A 21,010-nucleotide genomic window follows, 5' to 3' on the forward strand; every position below is an offset into this window, starting at 1 on the left:
CAATTCCATGACAATTTCCTCATAATAAGAAGTGTAAGCGATCACAACACCATTCGAGGAGGAATTTTACATGCGTTTTTTCATTGACACGGCAAACGTGGAAGACATTAAGAAAGCTCATCAGATGGGCGTCATCGGGGGCGTGACGACGAATCCATCGCTCGTCGCCAAAGAAGGCGTCGATTTCCATACACGGCTACGCGAAATCTGTGAGATCGTCGGGGATCTCTCAGTCAGCGCGGAAGTTATTGCGCTCGACGCAGCGGGTATGGTGGAAGAAGGAAAGGAACTTGCGGCCATCGCGCCGAATATTACTGTCAAGGTACCGATGACGCCAGCAGGGATGGAAGCGGTCAATACGTTTTCACAGCTCGGCATCAAGACGAACGTGACGCTCATCTTTAACGCCAACCAAGCGCTACTCGCGGCTCGGGCCGGCGCGTCATACGTCTCGCCATTCATCGGTCGGTTGGATGATATCGGTCAAGATGGTCTCGACCTCGTTGAGACGATTGCCAATATCTTTGCCATCCATGGCATCGATACAGAAATCATCGCAGCTTCCGTTCGCCATCCGGTCCACGCGACGAAGGCGGCTCTCCTTGGAGCCGACATCGCCACGGTACCATACAAAGTCATCGAACAGATGATGAAACATCCGCTCACTGACAAAGGGATCGAGCAATTCTTAGCGGATTGGAACAACGCTCAATCCAAATAAGTTTGTCGCAGAAAGGTTTGATCTTCGTGGAAATTCTCCATATCGTAGGACAGCAAAAACTTGAAGGAACAGTTGACATCAGCGGTGCCAAACAGAGCGCCTTGCCTTGTCTCGTCGCAGCACTGTTGACGGAAGAACCGGTGACGATTGAAAACGTCCCCGTCATCGAGGACGTCGAAGTGATGCTCAGTCTATTACAAGAACTCGGCGTCGCGATTGAACGTGACGGGGAGCGGATGACGCTTCATGCGAAAGATGCCGTCGCCATGCCGCTACTCGGCTCAGAAACGCGTAAAGTCCGAGCCGCTGTCTATTTGCTCGGGGTGTTCGCGGCTCGTTTTGGGAAAGGGGCCGTCGGGCTTCCCGGTGGATATGCGATTGGTCCACGACCGATCGATTTACATTTGAAGGCGCTCGAACGTCTCGGGATTAAAGTCGAGAACGAGTCGGGCTTGTATCATGTGAACGCCGAAAAGCTGGAAGGAAATCGCATCTATCTCGATCTCCGTTCGTTCGGTGCGACGGTGAGCGCCATGCTCGCGGCCGTGCTCGCTGATGGGACGACCGTCATCGAGAACGCAGCCATCGACCCGGAAATCGTCGACGTCGCGACGATGCTCACTTCGATGGGGGCCCACGTCATCGGGGCAGGTACCGACGAGATTCGCATCAAAGGGGTCGACAAGCTCCATGGTTGTACACACACGCTCATTCCGGATCGGTTAGAGGCTGGGACGTTCATGATTTATGGCGCGGTCGCAGGCGAAGTGACGGTTCGGAACGTCATTCCGACGCACTTAGAAGGCGTCATTCAAAAACTATTGGATTACGGGGCCGACGTCGAAGTCGGGGAAGAGACAATCACGGTGCGGGCGAACGCCTTTAAACCAATCGATATCCGTGTCTTCCACTATTCGGGGTATCCAACCGATTTGCAGCCGATCATGTCGGCCGCACTGTTGAAAGCAAACGGGACGAGTATCGTCACCGATAAGCTGTATGCCCAACGATTCCGCCATATCGCGGAAATGCGGCGCATGAACGCGCAAATCACGCTCGAGGACGCTTCGGCCGTCATTCGCGGTGGGACAACGCTCGCCAATGCGGAAATGGAATGTGCAGACGCACGGAGTGGGGCAGCCCTCACCTTAGCTGGGCTTCAAGCGAACGGCGAATCCACGGTGATCCATGCGGAAAAACTGAACGATTCATATGTCGACTTCGTCGGCAAATTAAAACAACTCGGCGCGCTCGTCTGGGTCGATGAGGTGTCCGAGTAAAAAAGGGGAGAATTCGGGTGGAACGTAGTTTATCAATGGAATTGGTCCGAGTCACAGAAGCGGCAGCGCTATCTTCGGCTCGTTGGATGGGTAAAGGCTTGAAAGAAGAGGCAGATGACGCGGCAACGACCGCGATGCGTGAAGTGTTCGATACGATTCCGATGAAAGGAGTCGTCGTCATCGGCGAAGGTGAGATGGACGAGGCACCGATGCTTTATATCGGTGAGAAAGTTGGGAACGGCTATGGCTCACGCCTCGACGTCGCTGTCGATCCGCTCGAAGGGACGAGCATCGTCGCAACGGGGACGTGGGGAGCGCTTGCTGTTCTCGCTGTCGCTGACGCCGGTGACCTTCTTCACGCGCCGGACATGTATATGGACAAGATTGCCGTCGGTCCTGAAGCGGCCGGATTGATCAGTCTCGACAATTCGATTGAAGAGAATATCGCCATCGTCGCCAAAGCGAAGAACAAGAACGTCGAAGACGTCGTCGTCACGATTTTGCATCGTGACCGTCATGAAGAGATGATTCAACGCGTCCGTGCGACGGGTGCCCGCATCAAGTTGATTCCTGATGGAGACGTGGCCGCGGCCATCAACACAGCGTTCCCCAAAACGGGTGTCGATTTGTTGCTCGGCTCTGGCGGTGCGCCGGAAGGCGTCATCGCGGCCGTCGCCATGAAGTGTCTCGGCGGTGACTTCCAAGGTCGCCTGCTTCCTGAAGACGAAGCCCAAGAGAAGCGTTGCCAAGACATGGGCATCGCCGATACGGGCCGCATCCTCTTGTTGGATGATCTCGTCAAAGGCGAGGACTGCATCTTCGCAGCGACGGGCGTGACGGACGGGGAGCTCCTCCGCGGTGTCCAGTTCACCGGACAGGGCGGTCAGACGCACTCGGTCGTCATGCGTGCCAAGTCAGGGACGGTCCGCTTCGTCGAAGGCATCCACTCATTGAAGAAAAAACCGAAAATGGTCATGAAACCTTAATTCTCTCGAGCTGTGGACATCGCGTCCACAGCTTTTTTGATGTGTTCCTACATATTTAATATATGGCTAGAACGGGAATGGAAAGTCAGGAGGTGTGTGTGATGATTGAAGTGGAATCGCTCGTCAAAACGTTCGGGGACGTTCCTGCCGTCGATGGGATTTCGTTTTCGGTGCAAGAAGGGGAGATTTTCGCCTTCCTTGGACCGAACGGGGCCGGCAAATCGACGACGGTGCAAATGTTGACGACGCTCGTCCGTCCGACTGAGGGCAAGGCGCGGGTGAACGGGTTCGATGTCGTCAAACAAGAGAAAGACGTCCGGCTGTCGATTGGCGTCGCCCTGCAAGAGACCGGCATCGATAAAGTGTTGACCGGTCGAGAACTGCTCGTCCTGCAAGGTCGGTTATTCAAGATGACAAAACAAGAGGCGGAGACGCGCGCCGAGGAACTGCTCCGTGTCGTCTCGCTCACGGAAGCGGCTGACCGGAGAAGCGGTACGTATTCGGGCGGGATGCGGCGTCGGCTCGATTTGGCGCTCACGCTCGTCCATCGACCGACCGTCTTGTTTTTAGATGAACCGACGACCGGACTCGACCCGGCGAGCCGCATCGAGATTTGGAACGAAGTGAGACGGCTCAACGAGGAGTTCGGCACGACGATTTTTTTGACGACCCAGTACTTAGAAGAAGCGGATGAACTGGCCGACCGGATTGCCATCATCAATCATGGGAAAATCGTCAGTGAAGGGACGGCCGAGGCGTTGAAACGGCTCGTTGGCGGCGAGACGATTGCGATGACGTTCCACAGTAATCAAGAAGCGGCCGCAGCCGCTGCGCTGTTCGGTCATGCGGCGACCGGGCAAGACGTGGCGTTCGAGCTCGTCGACCATACGTTGATGGAAGTCGTGCGCCAGCTCGATGAACGGTCGCTCCAGCCGGAACGCCTGACCGTGAAACAGCCGTCGCTCGATGACGTCTTTTTGAAAGTGACCGGCGAATCATACGAAGGAGGTGTGCCTGATGTGGACTGAGACATGGCTCTTCACGAAGCGGAGCCTCGTCACGACGATTCGAAATCCGTTTTCGTTCATCCCGAACTTGATTATTTCGGTTTTCTTTTTACTCGTTTACACCAGCGGATTGTCGAGCGTCGCCTCGCTTCCTCAGTTTGAGGGAAGCGCATATTTGAACTTCATCTTGCCCGTCTCAATCGTGTCCGGTGCGGTCGGGGGCGCCGGGGGGACCGGTCAAGCGCTCGTCCGGGATATCGAGAGCGGGTATTTCGCTCGATTGCTCCTGACGCCGGCGACGCGAACGGCGATCGTGCTCGGCCCGATGATTGCCGGGATGCTGCAACTGCTCGTCCAGACGCTCCTCATCTTTGGCGTGGCGTTCTTGCTCGGCTTGTCAATCCCGGTCGGTCTGCCTGGCTTCTTGTTCACAGTGTTGCTCGCCATCGGGTTCGGGCTCGGTTTTGCCGGCTACTCGGTCGGTGTCGCGTTGAAGACACGTAACGCGCAAGCGGCTCAAGCCGGGACACTATTGTTCTTCCCGCTCATCTTCTTGTCGACGACGTTCGTCCCGAAAGAGTTGATTGAGGCGGAGTGGCTCAAAGTGGCGGCGACGTTCAATCCGACGACGTATATTTTTGAAGGGATGCGTGCCGTCTTGACGCAACCAACGATTGACTGGGGTGCGTTATCGGCCGGACTTGCCGTCGCCGGGGCGATGAGCGTCATCATGGTCGTGTTCGCGGCGACGAACGCGCGTGGTGCTTTGAAACAAAAATGACGAGCGGAATCATACCCGCTCGTCCTGGTCGATCATAAATGTGACAATCAAAAAGAGAACAAAACTGATTAACGAGACCGTGCCCCCGATGATGAAATAGACGAGAGTGACGGTCTCATTCCATTGGAACGGGTTCATCGTGTAGAACCACATCCCGCTCGTCAATCCGATTGATCCGATGACGGCTGTCCATCCGTGCATCGTGACGAGTAATTGGTTCCGGACCGCATATAAACGATAGAAGACGCCCCAGGCGAAGATCGATAACCAACCGGCAAGCAGAATATGGGCGTGAATTGGGCGAAAGGCATAACTGCCGGCACCCGACATATGCGACCCGAGCGCCGTCCCGATGACACCGAACAGCGCGGCGAGGCGAATCAAACGAAGACTCCAAATCTTTTCCATGGCATAGCACAACCCCTTCAACGTGATGACTTTATCGTATCGAAGCCAGATGAACGGAAGATGAACGAACACACAAAAAAACGACCCGGTTCCGATGAACCGGGTCGTTTGATCGTTTGAATTAAAGGTATGATCCTGCACCGACATAACGTGGTGCCCAGTAACCTGATGTGAAGCTTGCGTACTTAACGCCGCCTGTTTCAGAGTTGATCATTTGTGTTTTGCTGAGTGCCATTCCAACGTGTTGGATCGTGCTTCCGTTGTGTGAGAAGAACACGAGGTCGCCGGCTTGAATCGCTGACTTCGAAACTTTTTTCGAGTTCGCGTATTGCGAGCGTGAATCACGTGGGATCGATTTGTTGATGGCTTTCTTGTAAACGTGACCTGTGTAGCCTGAGCAGTCAAAACCAGAAGTTGTTGTTCCGCCGTAACGGTAAGGTGTACCAAGGTACTTCTTCGACTCAGCGACAAGTTTTGTACGAGCGCTTGATGCAGAAGCAGTTGTTACTTTCTTCGCAGTCGCTGTCTTCGTGTTTGCTTTCAAGTACGTGTAAGTAGATGAAGCTGAGATATAACGGTGAGTCCCTTTGTAGTTGATTTTGTAGAACGAACCAACTTTACCAAGGTATGTATAGCGTTGGCCTTTGTTCATCGTTGTCGTGACTTTCGAGCTGAGCGACGGTGCTGTGCGGATGTTCAAGCCGTTAACTTTCGAGTAAGCGAATTTTCCGGTAGCGGCTTCTGCTTGTTCACCTGTTGTGAAAGCAAGACCCGAGAAAGCGAGAGTGGCAGCGACAATGATAGATGCGAAACGCTTTAACATAGTGTATTTCCCTCCGTTTTTTAAAATAAAACCCTAAGTGGCTGTATATGATCGATGTGTGTTAACAAGATTAGAGCACAAGTTGCGGATATTACCCGGTTTCCTGTGCAAATAAACTATATCATGCGCAAGACCGATGGCATTTTTCAATCACAAGACAAAAACAGTTTTCTTGTAACATATTTGAAACAATATGCGAGAATAGAGACTTGTTTGTTACATACATCGCGAAAAGGCTGTTATGTTTTCAACAACAGGGGAATAGACTGACATGAAGCCGTTTTTCAAACAGTGACGGTTTGACAGAAGTGTGATTAGATGAATGAGGATTGAACGTTTGTTTTTGAAATATAGAATCATGAAAGACAGGTGACTTGAATGAGTCAAACGACTGAACCGGCTAAAAACTATACGCTTCGAGAACTCGAGACGAAGACGTTGAAAGAGTTATATGAAATCGCGAAAGAAGTGAACGTGCCTCAATATCGCGAGGCACGTAAGCGTGAACTCATGTTCCGGATATTGAAATCCCAGGCAGAATCAAAAGATCTTTATTTCCTAGAAGGAATCCTTGAGATTATTCCGCCCAACCCACAGTCGCAAAACGATGGCGGTTTTGGCTTCCTACGCCCCATCAATTACTCGCAATCGTCTGAAGACATTTATATCGCGGCTTCGCAAATCCGCCGCTTCAATCTCCGCAACGGCGACCTCGTGACGGGGAAAGTCCGGAAGCCGAAAGAGAATGAACGGTTCCAAGGGCTTCTCAGCGTCGAAGCGGTCAACGGAGAGACGACGGATTCGACGCGCAACCGGGACTACTTCCCGGCGCTCACGCCGATTTACCCGGAACAACAGATGGTGCTCGAGACGGAGCCGAACCATTTGTCGGTCCGTGTCATGGACATGATTGCTCCCGTCGGCTTCGGGCAGCGAGGGTTGATTGTCGCGCCGCCTAAGGCAGGGAAGACATCCCTCTTAAAAGAGATTGCCAATTCGATTACGACGAACCATCCGAACGTCGAGTTGATTATTCTGTTGATTGATGAGCGGCCGGAAGAAGTGACGGATATCCAACGTTCGGTGCCGGGCGCAGACGTCGCCTACTCGACGTTTGACGAGACACCGGAGAACCATGCCCGCATCTCAGAACTCGTTCTCGAACGGGCGATGCGCCTCGTCGAACACAAGAAAGACGTCGTCATCTTGCTCGACTCAATCACGCGTCTGACGCGGGCGTACAACTTGTCCGTCCCGCCGAGCGGACGGACGCTCTCCGGCGGGATTGACCCGGCCGCGTTCCATAAACCGAAGAAATTCTTCGGGGCGGCTCGTAATATCGAGGACGGCGGCAGTTTGACGATTCTTGGCACGGCACTCGTCGACACGGGTTCGCGCATGGATGACGTCATCTATGAAGAGTTCAAAGGAACAGGCAACATGGAGCTGCACCTCGACCGCAAACTGGCAGAACGCCGGATTTTCCCGGCCATCGACATTCGTCGCTCGGGAACGCGCAAGGAAGAATTGTTGCTCGGCAAAGGCGAACTCGATTCGCTTTGGACGATTCGTCGCACGATGAACGAGTCGCCAGACTTCGTCGATCAGTTCTTGCGCCGTGTCCGCGAAACGAAAACGAACCTCGACTTTTTTGCGGCGCTTGAAGCCGATAAGAAAAAGAGTCGACGCCCGGTGAAAAAAACGAAAACGGACTTGTAAATCCGTGAACCGGGTGCTATTATATTCTAGTGAACTTTCTCTAGGTTGAAAGAATACTTAGGGCAGAAGGAGTTGAAAAGCAATGAAACAAGGAATCCACCCAGAATACCGTAAAGTCGTATTCATGGACTCGACGACTGAGTTCAAATTCATCTCTGGTTCGACTCGTTACTCTAACGAGACAATCACGATGGAAGATGGTAACGAATACCCACTCATCCGTGTCGATGTATCTTCTGACTCGCACCCGTTCTACACAGGTCGCCAGAAATTCGCATCTGCGGACGGTCGTATCGAGCGCTTCAACAAGAAGTACCAACGTTAATCGTCAACTTGTATGCACACCGCCTAGGGATTGCCCTTGGCGGTTTTTATTTTTTCTAGATAGAAGTCAACCCTTTTTCTTCGAGAAAAAGATGGGTATAATCGGGAAGCGATTAACGAAGGAGAGGGCGAAGTAGAATGATGCATGTGACGAACCGTTACGGTTGGATAGAAGTGATTTGTGGGAGTATGTTTTCTGGGAAATCGGAGGAACTGATCCGCCGTGTCCGTCGGGCGCACTACGGGAAAATCCCTGTCCAAGTGTTTAAACCGGCAATCGACGATCGGTACCACGAAGAGAACGTCGTTTCCCACAGTGGCAACTCGGTCGTGGCTGTGCCGATTCAATCAAGTCAAGACTTATACGATGCGGTACGTGAAGAGACGCAAGTCATCGCCATCGACGAGGTTCAGTTTTTCGACGAAGGGATCGTCGACGTAATCGAGCAATTGGCGTCAGAAGACAAACGTGTCATCTGCGCAGGCCTCGACATGGACTTCCGAGGTGAGCCGTTCACGATGATGCCAGAGCTGTTGTCGCGTGCCGAATTTGTCACGAAGCTGCAGGCCATCTGTCTATCATGCGGGGCGCCAGCTTCTCGGACACAACGATTGATTGACGGTGAACCGGCGCGTTTCGAAGACCCGGTCATCCTGGTCGGCGCTTCCGAGTCGTACGAACCGCGTTGCCGTCATTGCCACGACGTCCCGAATAAACCACGCCCAGTCCGCCATACAGTGGCCGACTGACGTTAACGGACCGCCCTTGGCGGTTCGTTTTTTGCTATAATGAAGACAGTTCGATTTGACGGAGAAAGGACGGATCATCATGTTTGACCGTTTGAGCGTATTAGAAGAACGCTATATGCAATTAAATGAGATGCTCGCTGACCCTGAAGTGCTCAGCGACGCGAATAAATTACGACAATATTCAAAAGAACAGTCGCAACTCGAAGAAACGGTGCAGGCGTACCGTCACTATAAAGAGACGAGCACGGCGTATAAAGAAGCAAAAGCGATGCTTGAGGACCGCACGCTCGATGCCGATATGCGCGAGCTCGCCAAAGAAGAGATGTCACTCCTCGAGCCGGAAGTGAAGGCGCTCGAGGCGAAATTACGCGTCTTGCTGTTACCGAAAGACCCGAATGACGACAAGAACGTCATCGTCGAGATTCGTGGGGCGGCCGGCGGGGACGAGGCGGCACTGTTCGCGGTCGATTTGTACAAGATGTACACGCGGTTCGCCGAACGCCAGAACTGGAAGGCCGAATTGATTGACGCCAACTATACAGAACTCGGCGGTTTCAAAGAAGTGACGTTCCTCATCAACGGGACGGGTGCCTATTCGAAACTGAAGTTTGAGAACGGGGCGCATCGGGTCCAACGTGTCCCATCGACCGAGTCGGGCGGACGCATCCATACGTCGACGGCGACCGTCGCCGTGTTGCCAGAAGCAGAGGACGTCGAAGTGCACATCGACATGAAAGACGTCCGTGTCGACACGTTCACATCATCGGGACCGGGCGGCCAGTCGGTCAACACGACCCAATCGGCCGTGCGCTTGACGCACATCCCATCGGGGCTCGTCGTCTCGTGTCAGGACGAGAAGTCGCAACATAAAAACAAAGACAAGGCGCTCAAAGTACTCCGAGCCCGCCTGTATGACAAGATGCAAAGCGAACACCTACAAGAACTGTCGGCGCAACGCAAATCGGCCGTCGGGACGGGAGACCGCTCAGAGCGGATTCGGACGTATAACTTCCCGCAGAGCCGTGTGACCGACCACCGCATCGGGCTGACACTCCAAAAGCTCGACCGCGTCCTCGCCGGGGAACTTGAAGATATCATCGACGCCCTCGTCATGGACGAACAGGCCCGTCTGATGGAGGATGTCGATTGATGCGGATCGCGGCGAGGCTGAAACAAGCAGAACGGGAGCTCGCGCTCTCGGGTCGCGACGTCTCGATGGCGGAGTGGTGGCTCATGCACGTCCTTGACGTCGATCGGACGGAACTACTCATCCGTTTGTCCGATGAATTGACGACGGAAGAGGCGAAGTCGTTTGACGCCGGGTTCGAGCGTCTCTTGGCAGGTGAACCGGTCCAACACTTGATTGGTCACGCCCCGTTTTATGGACGGATGTTCGAGGTCAATCGTGACGTCTTGATTCCGCGTCCGGAAACGGAAGAATTGATTGAATGGGTCGTCGAGCATGTGCATAATGTCTCCGACGATGAGATCGTCGACATCGGGACGGGCAGCGGCGCAATCGCCGTCACACTCAGTCTCGAGCTAGGTGTCCGTGTCCAAACTGTCGATATTTCCCGGGAAGCAATCGCTGTCGCCGAGCGTAATGCAGCGGCCCTCGGGGCGGATGTGTCCTTCCATGAAGGAGATTGCCTCGCGCCGATTGCCGACAACTCGATTCGCGTCCTCGTCTCAAATCCGCCTTATATCGAGGCGGACGAACTGCTCGATGAGACGGTAGCGGGCTTCGAGCCTCACCTCGCCTTGTTCGGCGGAGCGGACGGGCTCGACTTTTATCGAACGATCATCGCCGACTCGATGCGCGTCCTGTGTGCCGATTGGCAATTGATTGCATTTGAAATCGGGTATAATCAAGGACAAGTTGTGAAATCGTACCTGTCCGAACGTTATCCTGAAGCAGAAACGGGTATTTTAAAAGATATAAACGGCAAAGACCGAATCGTCTACGCCGTGAGGGAAGGGATTGCGCATGGAAACGAAATGGATCAAGCCGACAGAAGTTGAGGAAGGGGTACGTCTCTTGAAGGCTGGCGAGGTGATTGCCATCCCGACGGAGACTGTCTACGGACTCGCCGGAGATGCGACGAACGATGTCGCCATCAAAAAGATTTTCGAGGCGAAAGGAAGACCGTCGGATAACCCGCTCATCGTCCACGTCGCCACGGTCGAACAGGCCGAACATTTCGCGCAAACCATCCCGCCGGTCGCGAGACGCTTGATGGAAGCGTTTTGGCCCGGTGCCTTGACCATCATCTTACCGTCGAACGGTCGGGCGTCGTCACTCGTAACGGCTGGTCTGGATTCGATTGGATTGCGGATGCCGGACCATCCGGCCGCACTTGACTTGATCCGCACGTCCGGTCTTGGACTGGCAGCACCAAGTGCGAACCGTTCGGGACGTCCATCACCGACGTCGGCCCGGCACGTGGCAGATGATTTGACCGGTCGGATCGCGGGTATTATGGATGGGGGACCGACAGGCATCGGCGTCGAGTCGACCGTAATCGATTGCACGGCAGAACCGGCGACGATTTTACGTCCGGGCGGCGTGACGAAAGAAGCGATTGAAGCGGTTATTGGCCCGGTCATTCTCGATGCCAACTTGAGCGATGAAACAGCTGCGCCACGATCACCAGGAATGAAGTACACCCATTACGCCCCGAGCGCACCCCTGTATTTAGTCGAAGGGGGACGTGAAGACCTCGTCCGTGTCGTCATGGCGCGGCAGGAAGCGGGCAAGCGAGTTGGCGCACTCGTGTTCGATGAAGCGACGACCCCGGCTGACGTCACCCTCTCTCTCGGCACTTCGATGGAGACGGCGGCCCAGCGTCTATACGAGGCGTTGCGTAAATTTGATGAGACGGATGTAGAAGAGATTTACGTGAATCGGATTGAACCGACGGGAGTCGCTCTTGCCGTTTATAACCGCCTCTACAAGGCGGCCGGCGGTAAAGTCATCCGTCCATAGGAAGAGGCTTAAGGACATAGAGGAGGATCACGCGATGTCGATGAAACGCGTATTATTCATATGTAGTGGGAACACATGCCGAAGCCCGATGGCGATGGCCCTGCTCCGTTCGAAAGTGACGGGGGACGAGTTCGATATTCGTTCAGCCGGACTTCGGACGATGCAAGGGTTTGACGCATCAGAAAATGCACTCCAAGTGTTGCGTGAACGAGGAATTGAGCTCGAGCACGTGACGCAAACGTTTGACGACGTCCTCGGACGCTGGTCGGACGTCATCTTGACGATGACACGGGCGCATCGTGAACAGATTCGGGATACGTATCCGGATTTGGCCGATCGCACATTCACATTATATGAGTTCGTCACGGGACTCGAGCGCGATATTAACGACCCGTTCGGAGGGTCGATGAACGTCTACCGCCAAGTCCGAAACGAACTCGAACCACTCGTGAATCGACTTGTGCTAAAATTGACGAATGACGGGTCAAAGGTGACGAAACCACCGAGACGCCTACCAAAGAAGACGGGGGAATGACGGAATGAAAATCGCAATCGGCGCCGATCATGGCGGATTCAATTTGAAGAAAGACATCATCGGATTATTGGAAGAGCTTGGACACGAGTATAAGGACTTCGGGACACACTCGGCCGAGTCAATCGATTATCCGGACGTAGCCATTCCAGTCGCCGAAGCAGTCGCGGCTGGTGAGTTCGACCGTGGCATCTTGATTTGCGGGACTGGAATCGGCATCGGCATTGCCGCCAACAAAGTGAAAGGCATCCGGGCGGCACTCGTACACGATTCGTTCAGCGCAAAAGCGACACGTCAACATAACGACTCGAACATCATGACGATGGGCGAGCGCGTCATCGGACCGGGTCTTGCACTCGACTTAGTGGCGACATGGCTCGATACGGACTTCGAAGGCGGACGCCACTCGAACCGTGTCGACAAGATGAGCGCTTACGAAACGAAGTGACGACGATGAAGGCGGAGCTTTTGAACTTATTGACGGAGTTGCATGAACGGTTTCCGTTAGATGAGGAAAAGATGCTCGTCATCGGTTGTTCGACGAGCGAGGTCGTCGGCAAGACGATCGGGAAAGCGGGTTCGATTGATGTGGCGTCGGATTTGATCGAGGCGTTCCTTGCGTTTCGGGACAAGACCGGCGTCCATCTCGCCTTTCAAGGCTGCGAACATATCAATCGCGCCCTTACGATCGAGCGACGGACCTTGAAACAGTTCGGGTTGACGGAAGTGACGGTCGTCCCGGTCCGCGCGGCGGGCGGGGCGATGGCCGAGAAGGCGTACGAGCGTTTCGACGCCCCGTGCGTCGTCGAATCGATTCAAGCGGACGCCGGCATCGATATTGGATCGACGCTGATCGGCATGCATTTGAAGCCGGTCGCGATCCCGGTCCGGTTGTCGGCGAAGCAGCTCGGTGAGGCGTACGTCACGTTCGCCATCACGCGACCGAAATTGATTGGCGGCCCACGGGCCCACTACCCAGCAAAATAAAGAAAGCCGGTCTGCGCGACCGGCTTTCTTTTGCGTTATAACTCTTCACTGAACAAATATGAGATGACCATCGGGAACCGATCGCGCCAAGCGAGCTCGTTATGGACACCTTCCTCGATGACCTCGAAGCGGATATGTTCGACCTTGTCGCGCAACAGGGCGTAGACACGCTCGCTCGACTCGAGATACATCTCGTTCGTCGGACCGTCCGCTGACGGCTGTTCGACTTCTTTGCGGCCGACGTCCATATACAGACGTTCGACGCCGTTCAAATCACTCGCGTCGATCAATTGCTCAAGCTCGGTCTGGTTGAACCAGAACGCCGAGGACAATGAAGCCACGCGCTTGAAGACGTCGGGATAGACGCAAGCGGCGTAAATCGAAATCAAGCCGCCCATCGAGCTGCCCATCATCGCCGTCTCGTCCGGCTTCGTCCGATAGTTCGCGTCAATCATCGGCTTCAACTCTTGGGCGATGTATTCAATGTAGGCTGATCCTTGTCCGCCGAGCGTCACGTCTTGACCGAGCAAGCTCTCGCCGATGTACGGGTTCTCCCACGGACCGTACTCGTCGAGTCGCATCTCGCCGGGGGCGCTGTCGATGCCGACGATGATGATGTCGCGCTTCGAGGCGTCCATATACTCACCGGCGCGCCAGCTCATCTTATAGCTCGCGTCCTCGTCGGCGAACACGTTCTGTCCGTCATGCATATAGAGCACGGGATAACGTTTATCCGACATGTCGTAATCGGCCGGCGTATAAATCCGAATCGTCCGCTCGCGCTCGAACGGGGTGATGGTAATTTGTTTTGTCTCAATCATAAGTAGCCTCCTCTGATCGTCTTCTTTCATATGATACCCGACTTGCCCGTGGATTAGACGATACCCAAAAAAAGAAGCATATGTTACGATGGGGGTGTTGATTTTTAGACATTCAGAGGGGGTTTCAACATGGTAAACACGACGAAGTTGAAAGTACAGGATGCGGAATTGTTTGAAGCGATGCAACACGAGCTCGGTCGCCAACGCGAGAACATCGAACTCATTGCCTCGGAGAATTTTGTCTCAGAAGCAGTCATGGAAGCGCAAGGCGGCGTGCTCACGAACAAGTACGCGGAAGGTTATCCAGGCCGTCGCTACTACGGCGGTTGTGAGTTCGTCGACGTGGCCGAGAACTTGGCCCGCGACCGCGCCAAGGAGCTGTTCGGTGCAGAACACGCTAACGTTCAGCCGCACTCGGGTGCCCAAGCGAACATGGCCGTTTACTTCACAGTCCTTGAAGCCGGTGACACGGTGCTCGGCATGAACTTGTCGCACGGTGGCCATTTGACGCACGGAAGTCCGGTCAACTTCTCAGGCGTTCAGTACAATTTCGTCGAATACGGTGTGGACAAAGAGACAGAACACATCGATTATGACGTTGTCGCAGCCCTCGCGAAAGAACATAAACCAAAACTCATCGTCGCTGGTGCATCGGCGTACCCGCGGACGATCGACTTCGCTAAGTTCCGTGAAATCGCCGATAGCGTCGGTGCCTACCTCATGGTCGACATGGCCCACATCGCGGGTCTCGTCGCGGCCGGTCTTCATCCGAACCCGGTCGAGCACGCGCATTTCGTGACGACGACGACGCACAAGACACTTCGCGGTCCACGCGGCGGCATGATTCTCTGTAAAGAAGAGTTCGCCAAGGCGATCGACAAGTCGATTTTCCCAGGGATTCAAGGTGGTCCGCTCATGCATGTCATCGCGGCGAAGGCCGTGGCGTTCGGGGAAGCGCTCCAACCTGAGTTCAAAGAGTATCAGGCACAAGTCATCAAGAACGCACAGGTGCTCGCGCAAGGGTTAGAAGAGGAAGGGCTCCGCATCGTATCGGGCGGTACGGATAACCACCTTCTCCTCGTCGACCTCCGCGGCATCGACATCACCGGGAAAGCGGCCGAGCATGCGCTCGACGCAGCCGGCATCACGGTCAACAAGAACACGATTCCATTCGATCCGGCATCACCGTTCGTCACGAGTGGGATTCGTCTCGGGACGGCCGCGATGACGACGCGCGGATTGAAAGAGGACGATATGCGTGAAGTCGCTCGCTTGATCGGACGCGTCTTGACGAACCATGAAGATGAAGCAGTGCTCGCGGAAGCGCACGAAGCAGTTCGCGCGTTGACGTCGAAGTTCTCGCTCTATCCTGAACGAGGCTGACGAATGGACGTACGGACACTCGCAGATCGGGAACTTGCGGAACTGCCGCTCATCGATATGACGGAATGGCTCGTCCGAAAAGGCGAGCATGACCCGACGTTTCGCCTCGTCGCGAACGAGTTCGGGGTCGTGACGACGCTACTCGACCACGGGTATTATATCGAGGCAAGTGAACGGATTGTACCGCTTCTCGGAATGAAAGTGCCGGCGGCGTTTCATCGGCTCGGGCTTGCGCTCGAAGTGAAGGCGAACGGAAAGAAGGCGGCCAAGCGCCGCTTTCGTTCGTTCTCGCCGGCTGTCACCGGTCATGCGGACTTGTCGGCTTGGCGTAACGCCTTCAAATGGAACAAATCGTGGCTCGGTCTGCCGCTCGTCGTTGGTCTCGGTCTAGTCGCACTCCTCTTTTGGCCGGATTCGAAGCCGCCGCCCGTGACGCCGACCGCATCAAACGAACGGGTCGAAACGGTGACGGAGGACGAGGCGCTCGCGAAACGGTTAGAAGAGCTCGAACAAGAAGTTGCTCGACTCGAGGAAGCGAACGAGGCGCTCCAAACCGAGGACGAGACGACCGAAGCTCCTGAGGCACCGGCCGTCATCCCGCTCGGTGAAGTCGAGACGCTCGTCTCGGACAAACGGTACGAGGAAGCCGATGCGCTCCTCGTCGGCAAGGCGAAAGCCGGTCAGGAACAGGCCGTCGGGTTTTATCGGTTGCTCGTCGACAATAAACTCGGCGAAGCGGACATCGTCGATTATGCCGCCTATGTCGAGACGTACCCAGAATCGGGATATAAAGCTGACGTCTTATGGATGAAAGGCATCGCCGAGAAGAAGGCTGGGGACGACACGTACCGGACGACGCTCGCCGAAGTCGCCGCCATGGACGGGACGTATTGGGCTCCGATTGCCAAATCGGTGCTCGAGGAAGAATGAGGTCGCAGCGCGCTGTGACCTTTTTTCTCATCAAATTTTAATCTGTTTCACCGCACTTTCTCAGCTCGCTCCCGTACAGTAAAGAAAAAGGATAAGGGAGAGGGACATATGCGCTCAACTAGCAGAGGAAAGATTGGAAGATTGATTCGAGGAGTGGCCGTCGGTGCGCTCGCATTAACACTCATGGCGGCAGGTGTCGCCGGGTTCTTATTATTCACCTTGACCGGCAACGCGTGGCTCGACCAAATCGCACAAGTCGGGACTGATTTGGCGTTTCAGGCGGAAGGGATTGAAACGACGTTTGACCGGATGGGCGATTCACTCGAATTGCGCATCGAACAAGCGATTCCAGAAGCAGTTCGTCCGTTTTTTGACTGAGGAATCCGGGAACACATAAATGATGCGTCGGGCGGACTGCTCGGCGTTTTTTTGAGAAAGGATGAATGGAATGCCTACGATTCTCGTCGTTGAAGACGATGCTAAAATTGCCAGATTACTCGAACTTGAACTCATGCATGCCGGTTATCAAGTCGAGGTCGCCCATGACGGGCGGGCCGGGCTCGACCGGGCACTCACTGGTGGGATTGACCTCATGTTGCTCGATGTCATGCTGCCGCAGATGAGCGGTCTTGAAGTCGTGCGTCGCGTCAAAGAAGAGCAGCCGCTTCTCCCGGTATTGATGGTGACGGCACGCGGGGACCGCTACGACAAAGTGAGCGGTCTCGACCTCGGGGCCGACGATTACATCACGAAACCGTTCGAGATGGAAGAGTTGCTTGCGCGGATTCGGGCGTTCTTGCGGATGCGGCAACACGTCCAAGTCGATACGAGCGAACGGGTCTTATCTTATGAAGGGTTGACCGTCGACGTCAATCGTCATGAAGTGATCTGCGAGGGGCAAAAAGTCGACTTGACCCGACGTGAGTTCGATTTGCTCGTCTATCTGCTCGAACATCCCGAACGCGTGCTCACACGCGACCAACTCGTCGAGCACGTCTGGGGCTTCGATTATTACGGGGACACGAACGTCGTCGATGTGTACGTCCGCTATGTCCGGAAGAAACTCGGCGGTTCTTGGATTCAGACGGTCCGAGGCGTCGGCTATATGTTGAAGCGTGGTGAATAAGATGAAGCTACGGACGAAGATTGCCTTGGCGATGGCGGGGTTCATGTTGTTCCTCTTAATCACCTCGTTCGGTGTCGCCTGGCTCGTCTCGCGTCAACAGATCGTCGACGCCCGCTATGATGTCTTGCGCCAAGCACTCAGCTTGCTCGAGGAAGACGAGCGGAACCAACAAGCCGTCTTGTCGTTACACGAGGACAGTGTCGTGCTCGAACGGCAAGCGAACGGCGATTGGGGCATCATCGGCGGACAGGCCGAAGAGAGTTTACGTTTTCCCGTCAACTTCGGAGAACCGGCGCTCGTCGATGATTGGTTCGTCATCGCGACGTCGAACGGGCTCGGCTACGCGTTTCAAGACGCGGCCGTGAGCGAGACGCTCCAGACGCTGGCCACGATTTTTCTCATCATTTTCTTGATTGCGGTGGCGATGACGTTCCTCGGTAGCCTATGGATCGTCAGGCAAGGGCTCGATCCACTCCGCCGTCTCGAGTCGACGATGGAACGGATCACCGAGTCGGGTACGCTCGAGACGATTGATGTCGGGACGAACCGAGACGAGGTCTCGACGCTCGCGACCGGCTTCAACCAGATGATTGACCGGGTCGAAGGGTCGATGGAGCAACAGCGCCGCTTCGTCGCCGATGTTTCACATGAACTGAAGACGCCGCTCACCGTCATCGAAGGGTACGCCAAACTGCTCCGGCGCTGGGGACAGAGCGACCCGGCCGTTCGTGACGAGGCCATCGACCACATCTTGACCGAATCGCGGCAAATGCGCGAGGACTTGATTGAACCGATGCTCGAATTGAGCCGTTTCTCTTCGCTCAAAGAAGTGGAGACCGAGGCGATCGGGTTGACTGAGCTGGCCGAACAATTGACCGAACGGTTCGAACGATCGCACGGTATCCACGTACCGATCGAGGCGATGGGTGAGTGGCACGGTCATCGTGATTCGTTGCAACGGCTTGTCGTCATCTTCATCGATAACAGCTTGAAGTATGCGACTGACACACGCGTGACGATGACGCCGGACCGCATCGAAGTACGCGACCATGGGACGACGCTCAATGAGGAGGAACGGGCACGGTTATTTGACCGGTTCTATCGACTCGATGAGGCACGGGACCGGAGCGGCAGCGGACTTGGTCTTGCTATCGCCAAAGAAGTGGCGGATTTGAACGGTTGGACGGTCGGCAGTTATGCGAACGCGCCGGACGGCAGCGTCTTCTACGTCACAAAATGACAAAACTTTCGCAGATTCTCATCATTTTCTAATGGAATCCTCGTGGTGCTCTAAGGTCACCGTTCTATGATGAAGATGTAGAACAAGTTCACCACATGAAACGAGGAGGAAACATCATGAAACTAATCGGATGGATTTTAGGAGTCGGGTTGGCGGTACTAGCCGTCGCCGGGATTGGGTTGTATGTCGCGAACGACAAGACGGACACGGTCATCGTCCCGCGCGCGGTCGATAGCGTGAACAGCGGAACCGATGATGCCGCAGACGATGCGCAAGATGATGCGAGTCAAGAAGCAGCCACTTCGTCAGAAGGATCAGTATCGAACGATACGCCGGTCCGTTCGGTCGATGACGATGATTATGAATTGTATGGTACCCTCGTCAGCCTATCAGACCGTGACGTGACGATCAGCTTCAGCGGTAAAGAATCGACGTATCCGCTCGCGGCCCGTCATGAGATTGACGACGACACACCGAAAGCCGGTGACCGCGTCAAACTCGAATTCAATCAAAACGAAGAAGTGAAGGAAGTCGACCGTGAAAGTGACGACTTCGACATCTATGGCACGTTCGTCAGCCTGTCGGATCGTGACGTGACCATCGAACGTGAGGGCAAGTCAGAGACGTTCAAACTCGCGAGCCGCTACGAGCTTGACGACGAGGCGCCAAAAGCCGGTGACCGGGTCAAACTCGAGTTGAACCTTCAACAGCAAGTGAAAGAGATTGAACGCGACGATGACCGGGATGACCAAGACGATCAAGATGATCAAAACGACGATCAAAATGATGACGACCAAGATGACGACCGTGACGATGATCAAGATGATGATCGCGACGACGACTAAAAAAATGCCACGCAAGTGGCATTTTTTGTTTATTCTTCTAACAAGAGTCGTAAATATTATTGTATGATAAGGTGAAAATGAAAATTTTAGGCGATTCAAACCAAATAAATGTGAAAGGAGGGGACGGGATGAAAAACGTCATCGGACTGATGAGTATAGCCGTCATACTGTTAAGTGGATGCGGGACGAATGAAATCAATGCGCTCAATTTACGACCGCTGTCGACGTATGCGATTCAACAAGACCAAGACATTCCGTTGACGTCTGCGTTGAAGACGCGACTGTTGAATTACTGTGAGCGGCAACCGACAGACGTGTTGCCGACGCGTCGGGCCGAATTGGCGGCCATCACATTCCGCCACCCCTTCTATGACGAATTAGGTAGCAAGACCGTCAAATATTGGCGGAGCGGGGACGAGCGTTACGTCTCTTGTTTGAACAGCAACGAACAAAATGAGCGCGTCTTCCGTACCGATGGAATCGAGGCGTTCGAGTCCGCGGCCGGTTCAGGGCCGAGGGAGGTCGATGTCGGGAGCACGTTATCGTTCATTCCTGAACCAGACATCACGACCGTGGCGCGCGCCTTCGCGGTCAACGAGACGCATGAGACGATTGTTCCGGGTTCGGTCTTCCGGTATCACACACCGGACCGTGGTGCGCTTCATGTCACCTATCACGTCTATCAAGACGGTGCCGAGACGGGACAGTTGATTGAACCGGGACTGTTCGTCTTCGAGAGCGGTAAGAATGAAGGCGTGGCGTTCTTGACCCAGTTGGCCGATCAACGGATCACCCTCCAGATGGGTACAGAACAGGCGTGGGACCGAACCGTATTACCCAGTTCGCTGTCGAGTGAGTACGTGCAAATTGACTCGATGGAAGCTGTCTTCAATTTAGATGCCGAAGGACGTAGGCTCTTGAAACGAATCGTGCTCGCGGATGAGCCGATCGAGGACGTCTCGGAGCAGGACTCGGCCGTCTTATCGACTCGTTATGATACCGTGATCGAGGTATGGGGGACCGTCCAACGACCAGGCGCCGGTGAATTGACGATCACATCGGAGCAAAAAGAGGCGATGCGGTTGGCGACGTACGAGACGGAGACGAAGACGGCCCACCTCGGCGGCCCGAACACGCACGAACTGTTCGAGCTGTTGTCCCGCGTGAAGACGACGAGTGCCGCACCGACGGGCGAACGACGTGGGACGCTCGCGTTATATGAGCAGTTGACCGAGCAACGGTTCGACGTTTGGACCGAGGAAGGGAAAGATACCCTTCAACTGATGGACGTCGAGACGAAGCGGGTCTATTTGATTGATCAACTGGAATTAGAGGAATTATTGGACACCTACATATAAGCT

At 54.7% G+C, this 21,010-nt stretch carries 24 protein-coding genes; 21 read left to right on the forward strand and 3 right to left on the reverse strand.

Features of this window, described 5'->3' with window-relative positions:
• Positions 1 to 70 precede the first annotated feature (70 nt).
• The 5 genes from fsa (at position 71) to M467_RS20905 (ending at position 4,775) form a co-directional block, all read left to right on the forward strand.
• The gene (fsa, locus tag M467_RS20885; protein WP_021066101.1) at positions 71 to 721 is read left to right on the forward strand and encodes a fructose-6-phosphate aldolase; all 651 of its coding nucleotides are present in this window, start codon (positions 71 to 73) and stop codon (positions 719 to 721) included.
• 26 nt (positions 722 to 747) lie between these two features.
• Positions 748 to 2,001: a UDP-N-acetylglucosamine 1-carboxyvinyltransferase gene (gene murA / locus M467_RS20890; protein WP_021066102.1), complete on the forward strand. Its 1,254-nt coding sequence runs from the start codon at positions 748 to 750 to the stop codon at positions 1,999 to 2,001.
• A 17-nt stretch (positions 2,002 to 2,018) separates the two neighbouring features.
• A complete protein-coding gene (glpX, locus tag M467_RS20895; protein ID WP_029594665.1) occupies positions 2,019 to 2,987 on the forward strand; it encodes a class II fructose-bisphosphatase in 969 nt (322 codons plus the stop codon).
• 101 nt (positions 2,988 to 3,088) lie between these two features.
• Complete coding sequence (locus M467_RS20900) at positions 3,089 to 4,015, forward strand: daunorubicin resistance protein DrrA family ABC transporter ATP-binding protein (RefSeq protein ID WP_021066104.1); 927 nt, start codon at positions 3,089 to 3,091, stop codon at positions 4,013 to 4,015.
• Positions 4,005 to 4,775 carry an ABC transporter permease gene (locus M467_RS20905; RefSeq protein ID WP_021066105.1) on the forward strand — a complete coding sequence of 257 codons (771 nt, stop codon included), beginning with the start codon at positions 4,005 to 4,007 and terminating at the stop codon, positions 4,773 to 4,775. Before M467_RS20900 ends, M467_RS20905 begins: the two co-directional genes overlap by 11 nt.
• A gap of 9 nt (positions 4,776 to 4,784) precedes the next feature.
• On the opposite strand, the gene M467_RS20910 is transcribed toward M467_RS20905, so the two are convergent.
• Positions 4,785 to 5,183, reverse strand: a complete 399-nt coding sequence (locus M467_RS20910; RefSeq protein ID WP_021066106.1) for a hypothetical protein — start codon at positions 5,181 to 5,183, stop codon at positions 4,785 to 4,787.
• A 121-nt stretch (positions 5,184 to 5,304) separates the two neighbouring features.
• Positions 5,305 to 6,006 carry a C40 family peptidase gene (locus tag M467_RS20915; protein ID WP_021066107.1) on the reverse strand — a complete coding sequence of 234 codons (702 nt, stop codon included), beginning with the start codon at positions 6,004 to 6,006 and terminating at the stop codon, positions 5,305 to 5,307.
• Positions 6,007 to 6,384: 378 nt separating this feature from the next.
• On the opposite strand from M467_RS20915, the gene rho reads away from it, so the two are divergent.
• The 9 genes from rho (at position 6,385) to M467_RS20960 (ending at position 13,304) form a co-directional block, all read left to right on the forward strand.
• Positions 6,385 to 7,725, forward strand: a complete 1,341-nt coding sequence (gene rho, locus M467_RS20920; RefSeq protein WP_021066108.1) for a transcription termination factor Rho — start codon at positions 6,385 to 6,387, stop codon at positions 7,723 to 7,725.
• An 82-nt stretch (positions 7,726 to 7,807) separates the two neighbouring features.
• On the forward strand, positions 7,808 to 8,050 hold the full coding sequence (locus M467_RS20925) for a type B 50S ribosomal protein L31 (RefSeq protein ID WP_021066109.1): 243 nt from the start codon (positions 7,808 to 7,810) through the stop codon (positions 8,048 to 8,050).
• A 137-nt stretch (positions 8,051 to 8,187) separates the two neighbouring features.
• A complete protein-coding gene (locus M467_RS20930; RefSeq protein WP_021066110.1) occupies positions 8,188 to 8,799 on the forward strand; it encodes a thymidine kinase in 612 nt (203 codons plus the stop codon).
• Positions 8,800 to 8,878: 79 nt separating this feature from the next.
• Entirely contained in the window at positions 8,879 to 9,949 is a 1,071-nt protein-coding gene (gene prfA / locus M467_RS20935; RefSeq protein ID WP_029594669.1) for a peptide chain release factor 1, read from the forward strand.
• Positions 9,949 to 10,821, forward strand: coding sequence for a peptide chain release factor N(5)-glutamine methyltransferase (gene prmC, locus M467_RS20940; RefSeq protein ID WP_021066112.1), 873 nt, complete (start codon positions 9,949 to 9,951; stop codon positions 10,819 to 10,821). Before prfA ends, prmC begins: the two co-directional genes overlap by 1 nt.
• Entirely contained in the window at positions 10,787 to 11,785 is a 999-nt protein-coding gene (locus tag M467_RS20945; RefSeq protein WP_021066113.1) for an L-threonylcarbamoyladenylate synthase, read from the forward strand. The genes prmC and M467_RS20945 overlap by 35 nt, the downstream gene beginning before the upstream one ends.
• 34 nt (positions 11,786 to 11,819) lie before the next feature.
• The gene (locus tag M467_RS20950) at positions 11,820 to 12,320 is read left to right on the forward strand and encodes a low molecular weight protein arginine phosphatase (protein ID WP_021066114.1); all 501 of its coding nucleotides are present in this window, start codon (positions 11,820 to 11,822) and stop codon (positions 12,318 to 12,320) included.
• Between the two features lie 4 nt (positions 12,321 to 12,324).
• Positions 12,325 to 12,765: a ribose 5-phosphate isomerase B gene (gene rpiB / locus M467_RS20955; protein ID WP_021066115.1), complete on the forward strand. Its 441-nt coding sequence runs from the start codon at positions 12,325 to 12,327 to the stop codon at positions 12,763 to 12,765.
• A complete protein-coding gene (locus M467_RS20960; RefSeq protein ID WP_087576458.1) occupies positions 12,762 to 13,304 on the forward strand; it encodes a TIGR01440 family protein in 543 nt (180 codons plus the stop codon). The genes rpiB and M467_RS20960 overlap by 4 nt, the downstream gene beginning before the upstream one ends.
• A 35-nt stretch (positions 13,305 to 13,339) precedes the next feature.
• On the opposite strand, the gene M467_RS20965 is transcribed toward M467_RS20960, so the two are convergent.
• Positions 13,340 to 14,125 (reverse strand): alpha/beta hydrolase, encoded by a 786-nt coding sequence (locus M467_RS20965; RefSeq protein ID WP_021066117.1) that lies wholly within the window; start codon positions 14,123 to 14,125, stop codon positions 13,340 to 13,342.
• Positions 14,126 to 14,254: 129 nt separating this feature from the next.
• Here M467_RS20965 and glyA point away from each other — a divergent pair, with 129 nt between their 5' ends.
• The 7 genes from glyA (at position 14,255) to M467_RS21000 (ending at position 21,007) form a co-directional block, all read left to right on the forward strand.
• Positions 14,255 to 15,508: a serine hydroxymethyltransferase gene (gene glyA / locus M467_RS20970; RefSeq protein ID WP_021066118.1), complete on the forward strand. Its 1,254-nt coding sequence runs from the start codon at positions 14,255 to 14,257 to the stop codon at positions 15,506 to 15,508.
• A 3-nt stretch (positions 15,509 to 15,511) separates the two neighbouring features.
• Positions 15,512 to 16,438: a hypothetical protein gene (locus M467_RS20975; protein WP_021066119.1), complete on the forward strand. Its 927-nt coding sequence runs from the start codon at positions 15,512 to 15,514 to the stop codon at positions 16,436 to 16,438.
• 108 nt (positions 16,439 to 16,546) lie between these two features.
• Positions 16,547 to 16,816, forward strand: a complete 270-nt coding sequence (locus M467_RS20980; protein ID WP_144060654.1) for a hypothetical protein — start codon at positions 16,547 to 16,549, stop codon at positions 16,814 to 16,816.
• 70 nt (positions 16,817 to 16,886) lie between these two features.
• Positions 16,887 to 17,564: a response regulator transcription factor gene (locus M467_RS20985; protein WP_021066121.1), complete on the forward strand. Its 678-nt coding sequence runs from the start codon at positions 16,887 to 16,889 to the stop codon at positions 17,562 to 17,564.
• Position 17,565: 1 nt separating this feature from the next.
• Positions 17,566 to 18,804, forward strand: coding sequence for a sensor histidine kinase (locus M467_RS20990; RefSeq protein ID WP_021066122.1), 1,239 nt, complete (start codon positions 17,566 to 17,568; stop codon positions 18,802 to 18,804).
• Positions 18,805 to 18,920: 116 nt separating this feature from the next.
• Positions 18,921 to 19,649 (forward strand): hypothetical protein, encoded by a 729-nt coding sequence (locus tag M467_RS20995; protein WP_021066123.1) that lies wholly within the window; start codon positions 18,921 to 18,923, stop codon positions 19,647 to 19,649.
• A 128-nt stretch (positions 19,650 to 19,777) separates the two neighbouring features.
• Positions 19,778 to 21,007 carry a hypothetical protein gene (locus tag M467_RS21000; protein WP_021066124.1) on the forward strand — a complete coding sequence of 410 codons (1,230 nt, stop codon included), beginning with the start codon at positions 19,778 to 19,780 and terminating at the stop codon, positions 21,005 to 21,007.
• The last annotated feature ends 3 nt before the right edge of the window (positions 21,008 to 21,010 follow it).

The organism is Exiguobacterium chiriqhucha RW-2 (assembly GCF_000416965.1).
GTDB lineage: Bacteria > Bacillota > Bacilli > Exiguobacteriales > Exiguobacteriaceae > Exiguobacterium > Exiguobacterium chiriqhucha.

What these genes read in the sequence shown, in the direction of transcription:
- M467_RS20925 (WP_021066109.1), top strand. Translation starts at nt 7,808, where the DNA reads ATGAAACAAGGAATCCACCCAGAATACCGTAAAGTCGTATTCATGGAC.
- M467_RS20900 (WP_021066104.1), top strand. Translation starts at nt 3,089, where the DNA reads ATGATTGAAGTGGAATCGCTCGTCAAAACGTTCGGGGACGTTCCTGCC.
- M467_RS20965 (WP_021066117.1), bottom strand. Translation starts at nt 14,125, where the DNA reads ATGATTGAGACAAAACAAATTACCATCACCCCGTTCGAGCGCGAGCGG.
- M467_RS20995 (WP_021066123.1), top strand. Translation starts at nt 18,921, where the DNA reads ATGAAACTAATCGGATGGATTTTAGGAGTCGGGTTGGCGGTACTAGCC.
- M467_RS20945 (WP_021066113.1), top strand. Translation starts at nt 10,787, where the DNA reads ATGGAAACGAAATGGATCAAGCCGACAGAAGTTGAGGAAGGGGTACGT.
- M467_RS20990 (WP_021066122.1), top strand. Translation starts at nt 17,566, where the DNA reads ATGAAGCTACGGACGAAGATTGCCTTGGCGATGGCGGGGTTCATGTTG.
- prfA (WP_029594669.1), top strand. Translation starts at nt 8,879, where the DNA reads ATGTTTGACCGTTTGAGCGTATTAGAAGAACGCTATATGCAATTAAAT.
- M467_RS20910 (WP_021066106.1), bottom strand. Translation starts at nt 5,183, where the DNA reads ATGGAAAAGATTTGGAGTCTTCGTTTGATTCGCCTCGCCGCGCTGTTC.
- M467_RS20930 (WP_021066110.1), top strand. Translation starts at nt 8,188, where the DNA reads ATGATGCATGTGACGAACCGTTACGGTTGGATAGAAGTGATTTGTGGG.
- M467_RS20975 (WP_021066119.1), top strand. Translation starts at nt 15,512, where the DNA reads ATGGACGTACGGACACTCGCAGATCGGGAACTTGCGGAACTGCCGCTC.
- M467_RS20985 (WP_021066121.1), top strand. Translation starts at nt 16,887, where the DNA reads ATGCCTACGATTCTCGTCGTTGAAGACGATGCTAAAATTGCCAGATTA.
- M467_RS20915 (WP_021066107.1), bottom strand. Translation starts at nt 6,006, where the DNA reads ATGTTAAAGCGTTTCGCATCTATCATTGTCGCTGCCACTCTCGCTTTC.
- fsa (WP_021066101.1), top strand. Translation starts at nt 71, where the DNA reads ATGCGTTTTTTCATTGACACGGCAAACGTGGAAGACATTAAGAAAGCT.
- M467_RS20905 (WP_021066105.1), top strand. Translation starts at nt 4,005, where the DNA reads ATGTGGACTGAGACATGGCTCTTCACGAAGCGGAGCCTCGTCACGACG.
- rho (WP_021066108.1), top strand. Translation starts at nt 6,385, where the DNA reads ATGAGTCAAACGACTGAACCGGCTAAAAACTATACGCTTCGAGAACTC.
- M467_RS20980 (WP_144060654.1), top strand. Translation starts at nt 16,547, where the DNA reads ATGCGCTCAACTAGCAGAGGAAAGATTGGAAGATTGATTCGAGGAGTG.
- M467_RS21000 (WP_021066124.1), top strand. Translation starts at nt 19,778, where the DNA reads ATGAAAAACGTCATCGGACTGATGAGTATAGCCGTCATACTGTTAAGT.
- rpiB (WP_021066115.1), top strand. Translation starts at nt 12,325, where the DNA reads ATGAAAATCGCAATCGGCGCCGATCATGGCGGATTCAATTTGAAGAAA.
- prmC (WP_021066112.1), top strand. Translation starts at nt 9,949, where the DNA reads ATGCGGATCGCGGCGAGGCTGAAACAAGCAGAACGGGAGCTCGCGCTC.
- glyA (WP_021066118.1), top strand. Translation starts at nt 14,255, where the DNA reads ATGGTAAACACGACGAAGTTGAAAGTACAGGATGCGGAATTGTTTGAA.
- M467_RS20950 (WP_021066114.1), top strand. Translation starts at nt 11,820, where the DNA reads ATGTCGATGAAACGCGTATTATTCATATGTAGTGGGAACACATGCCGA.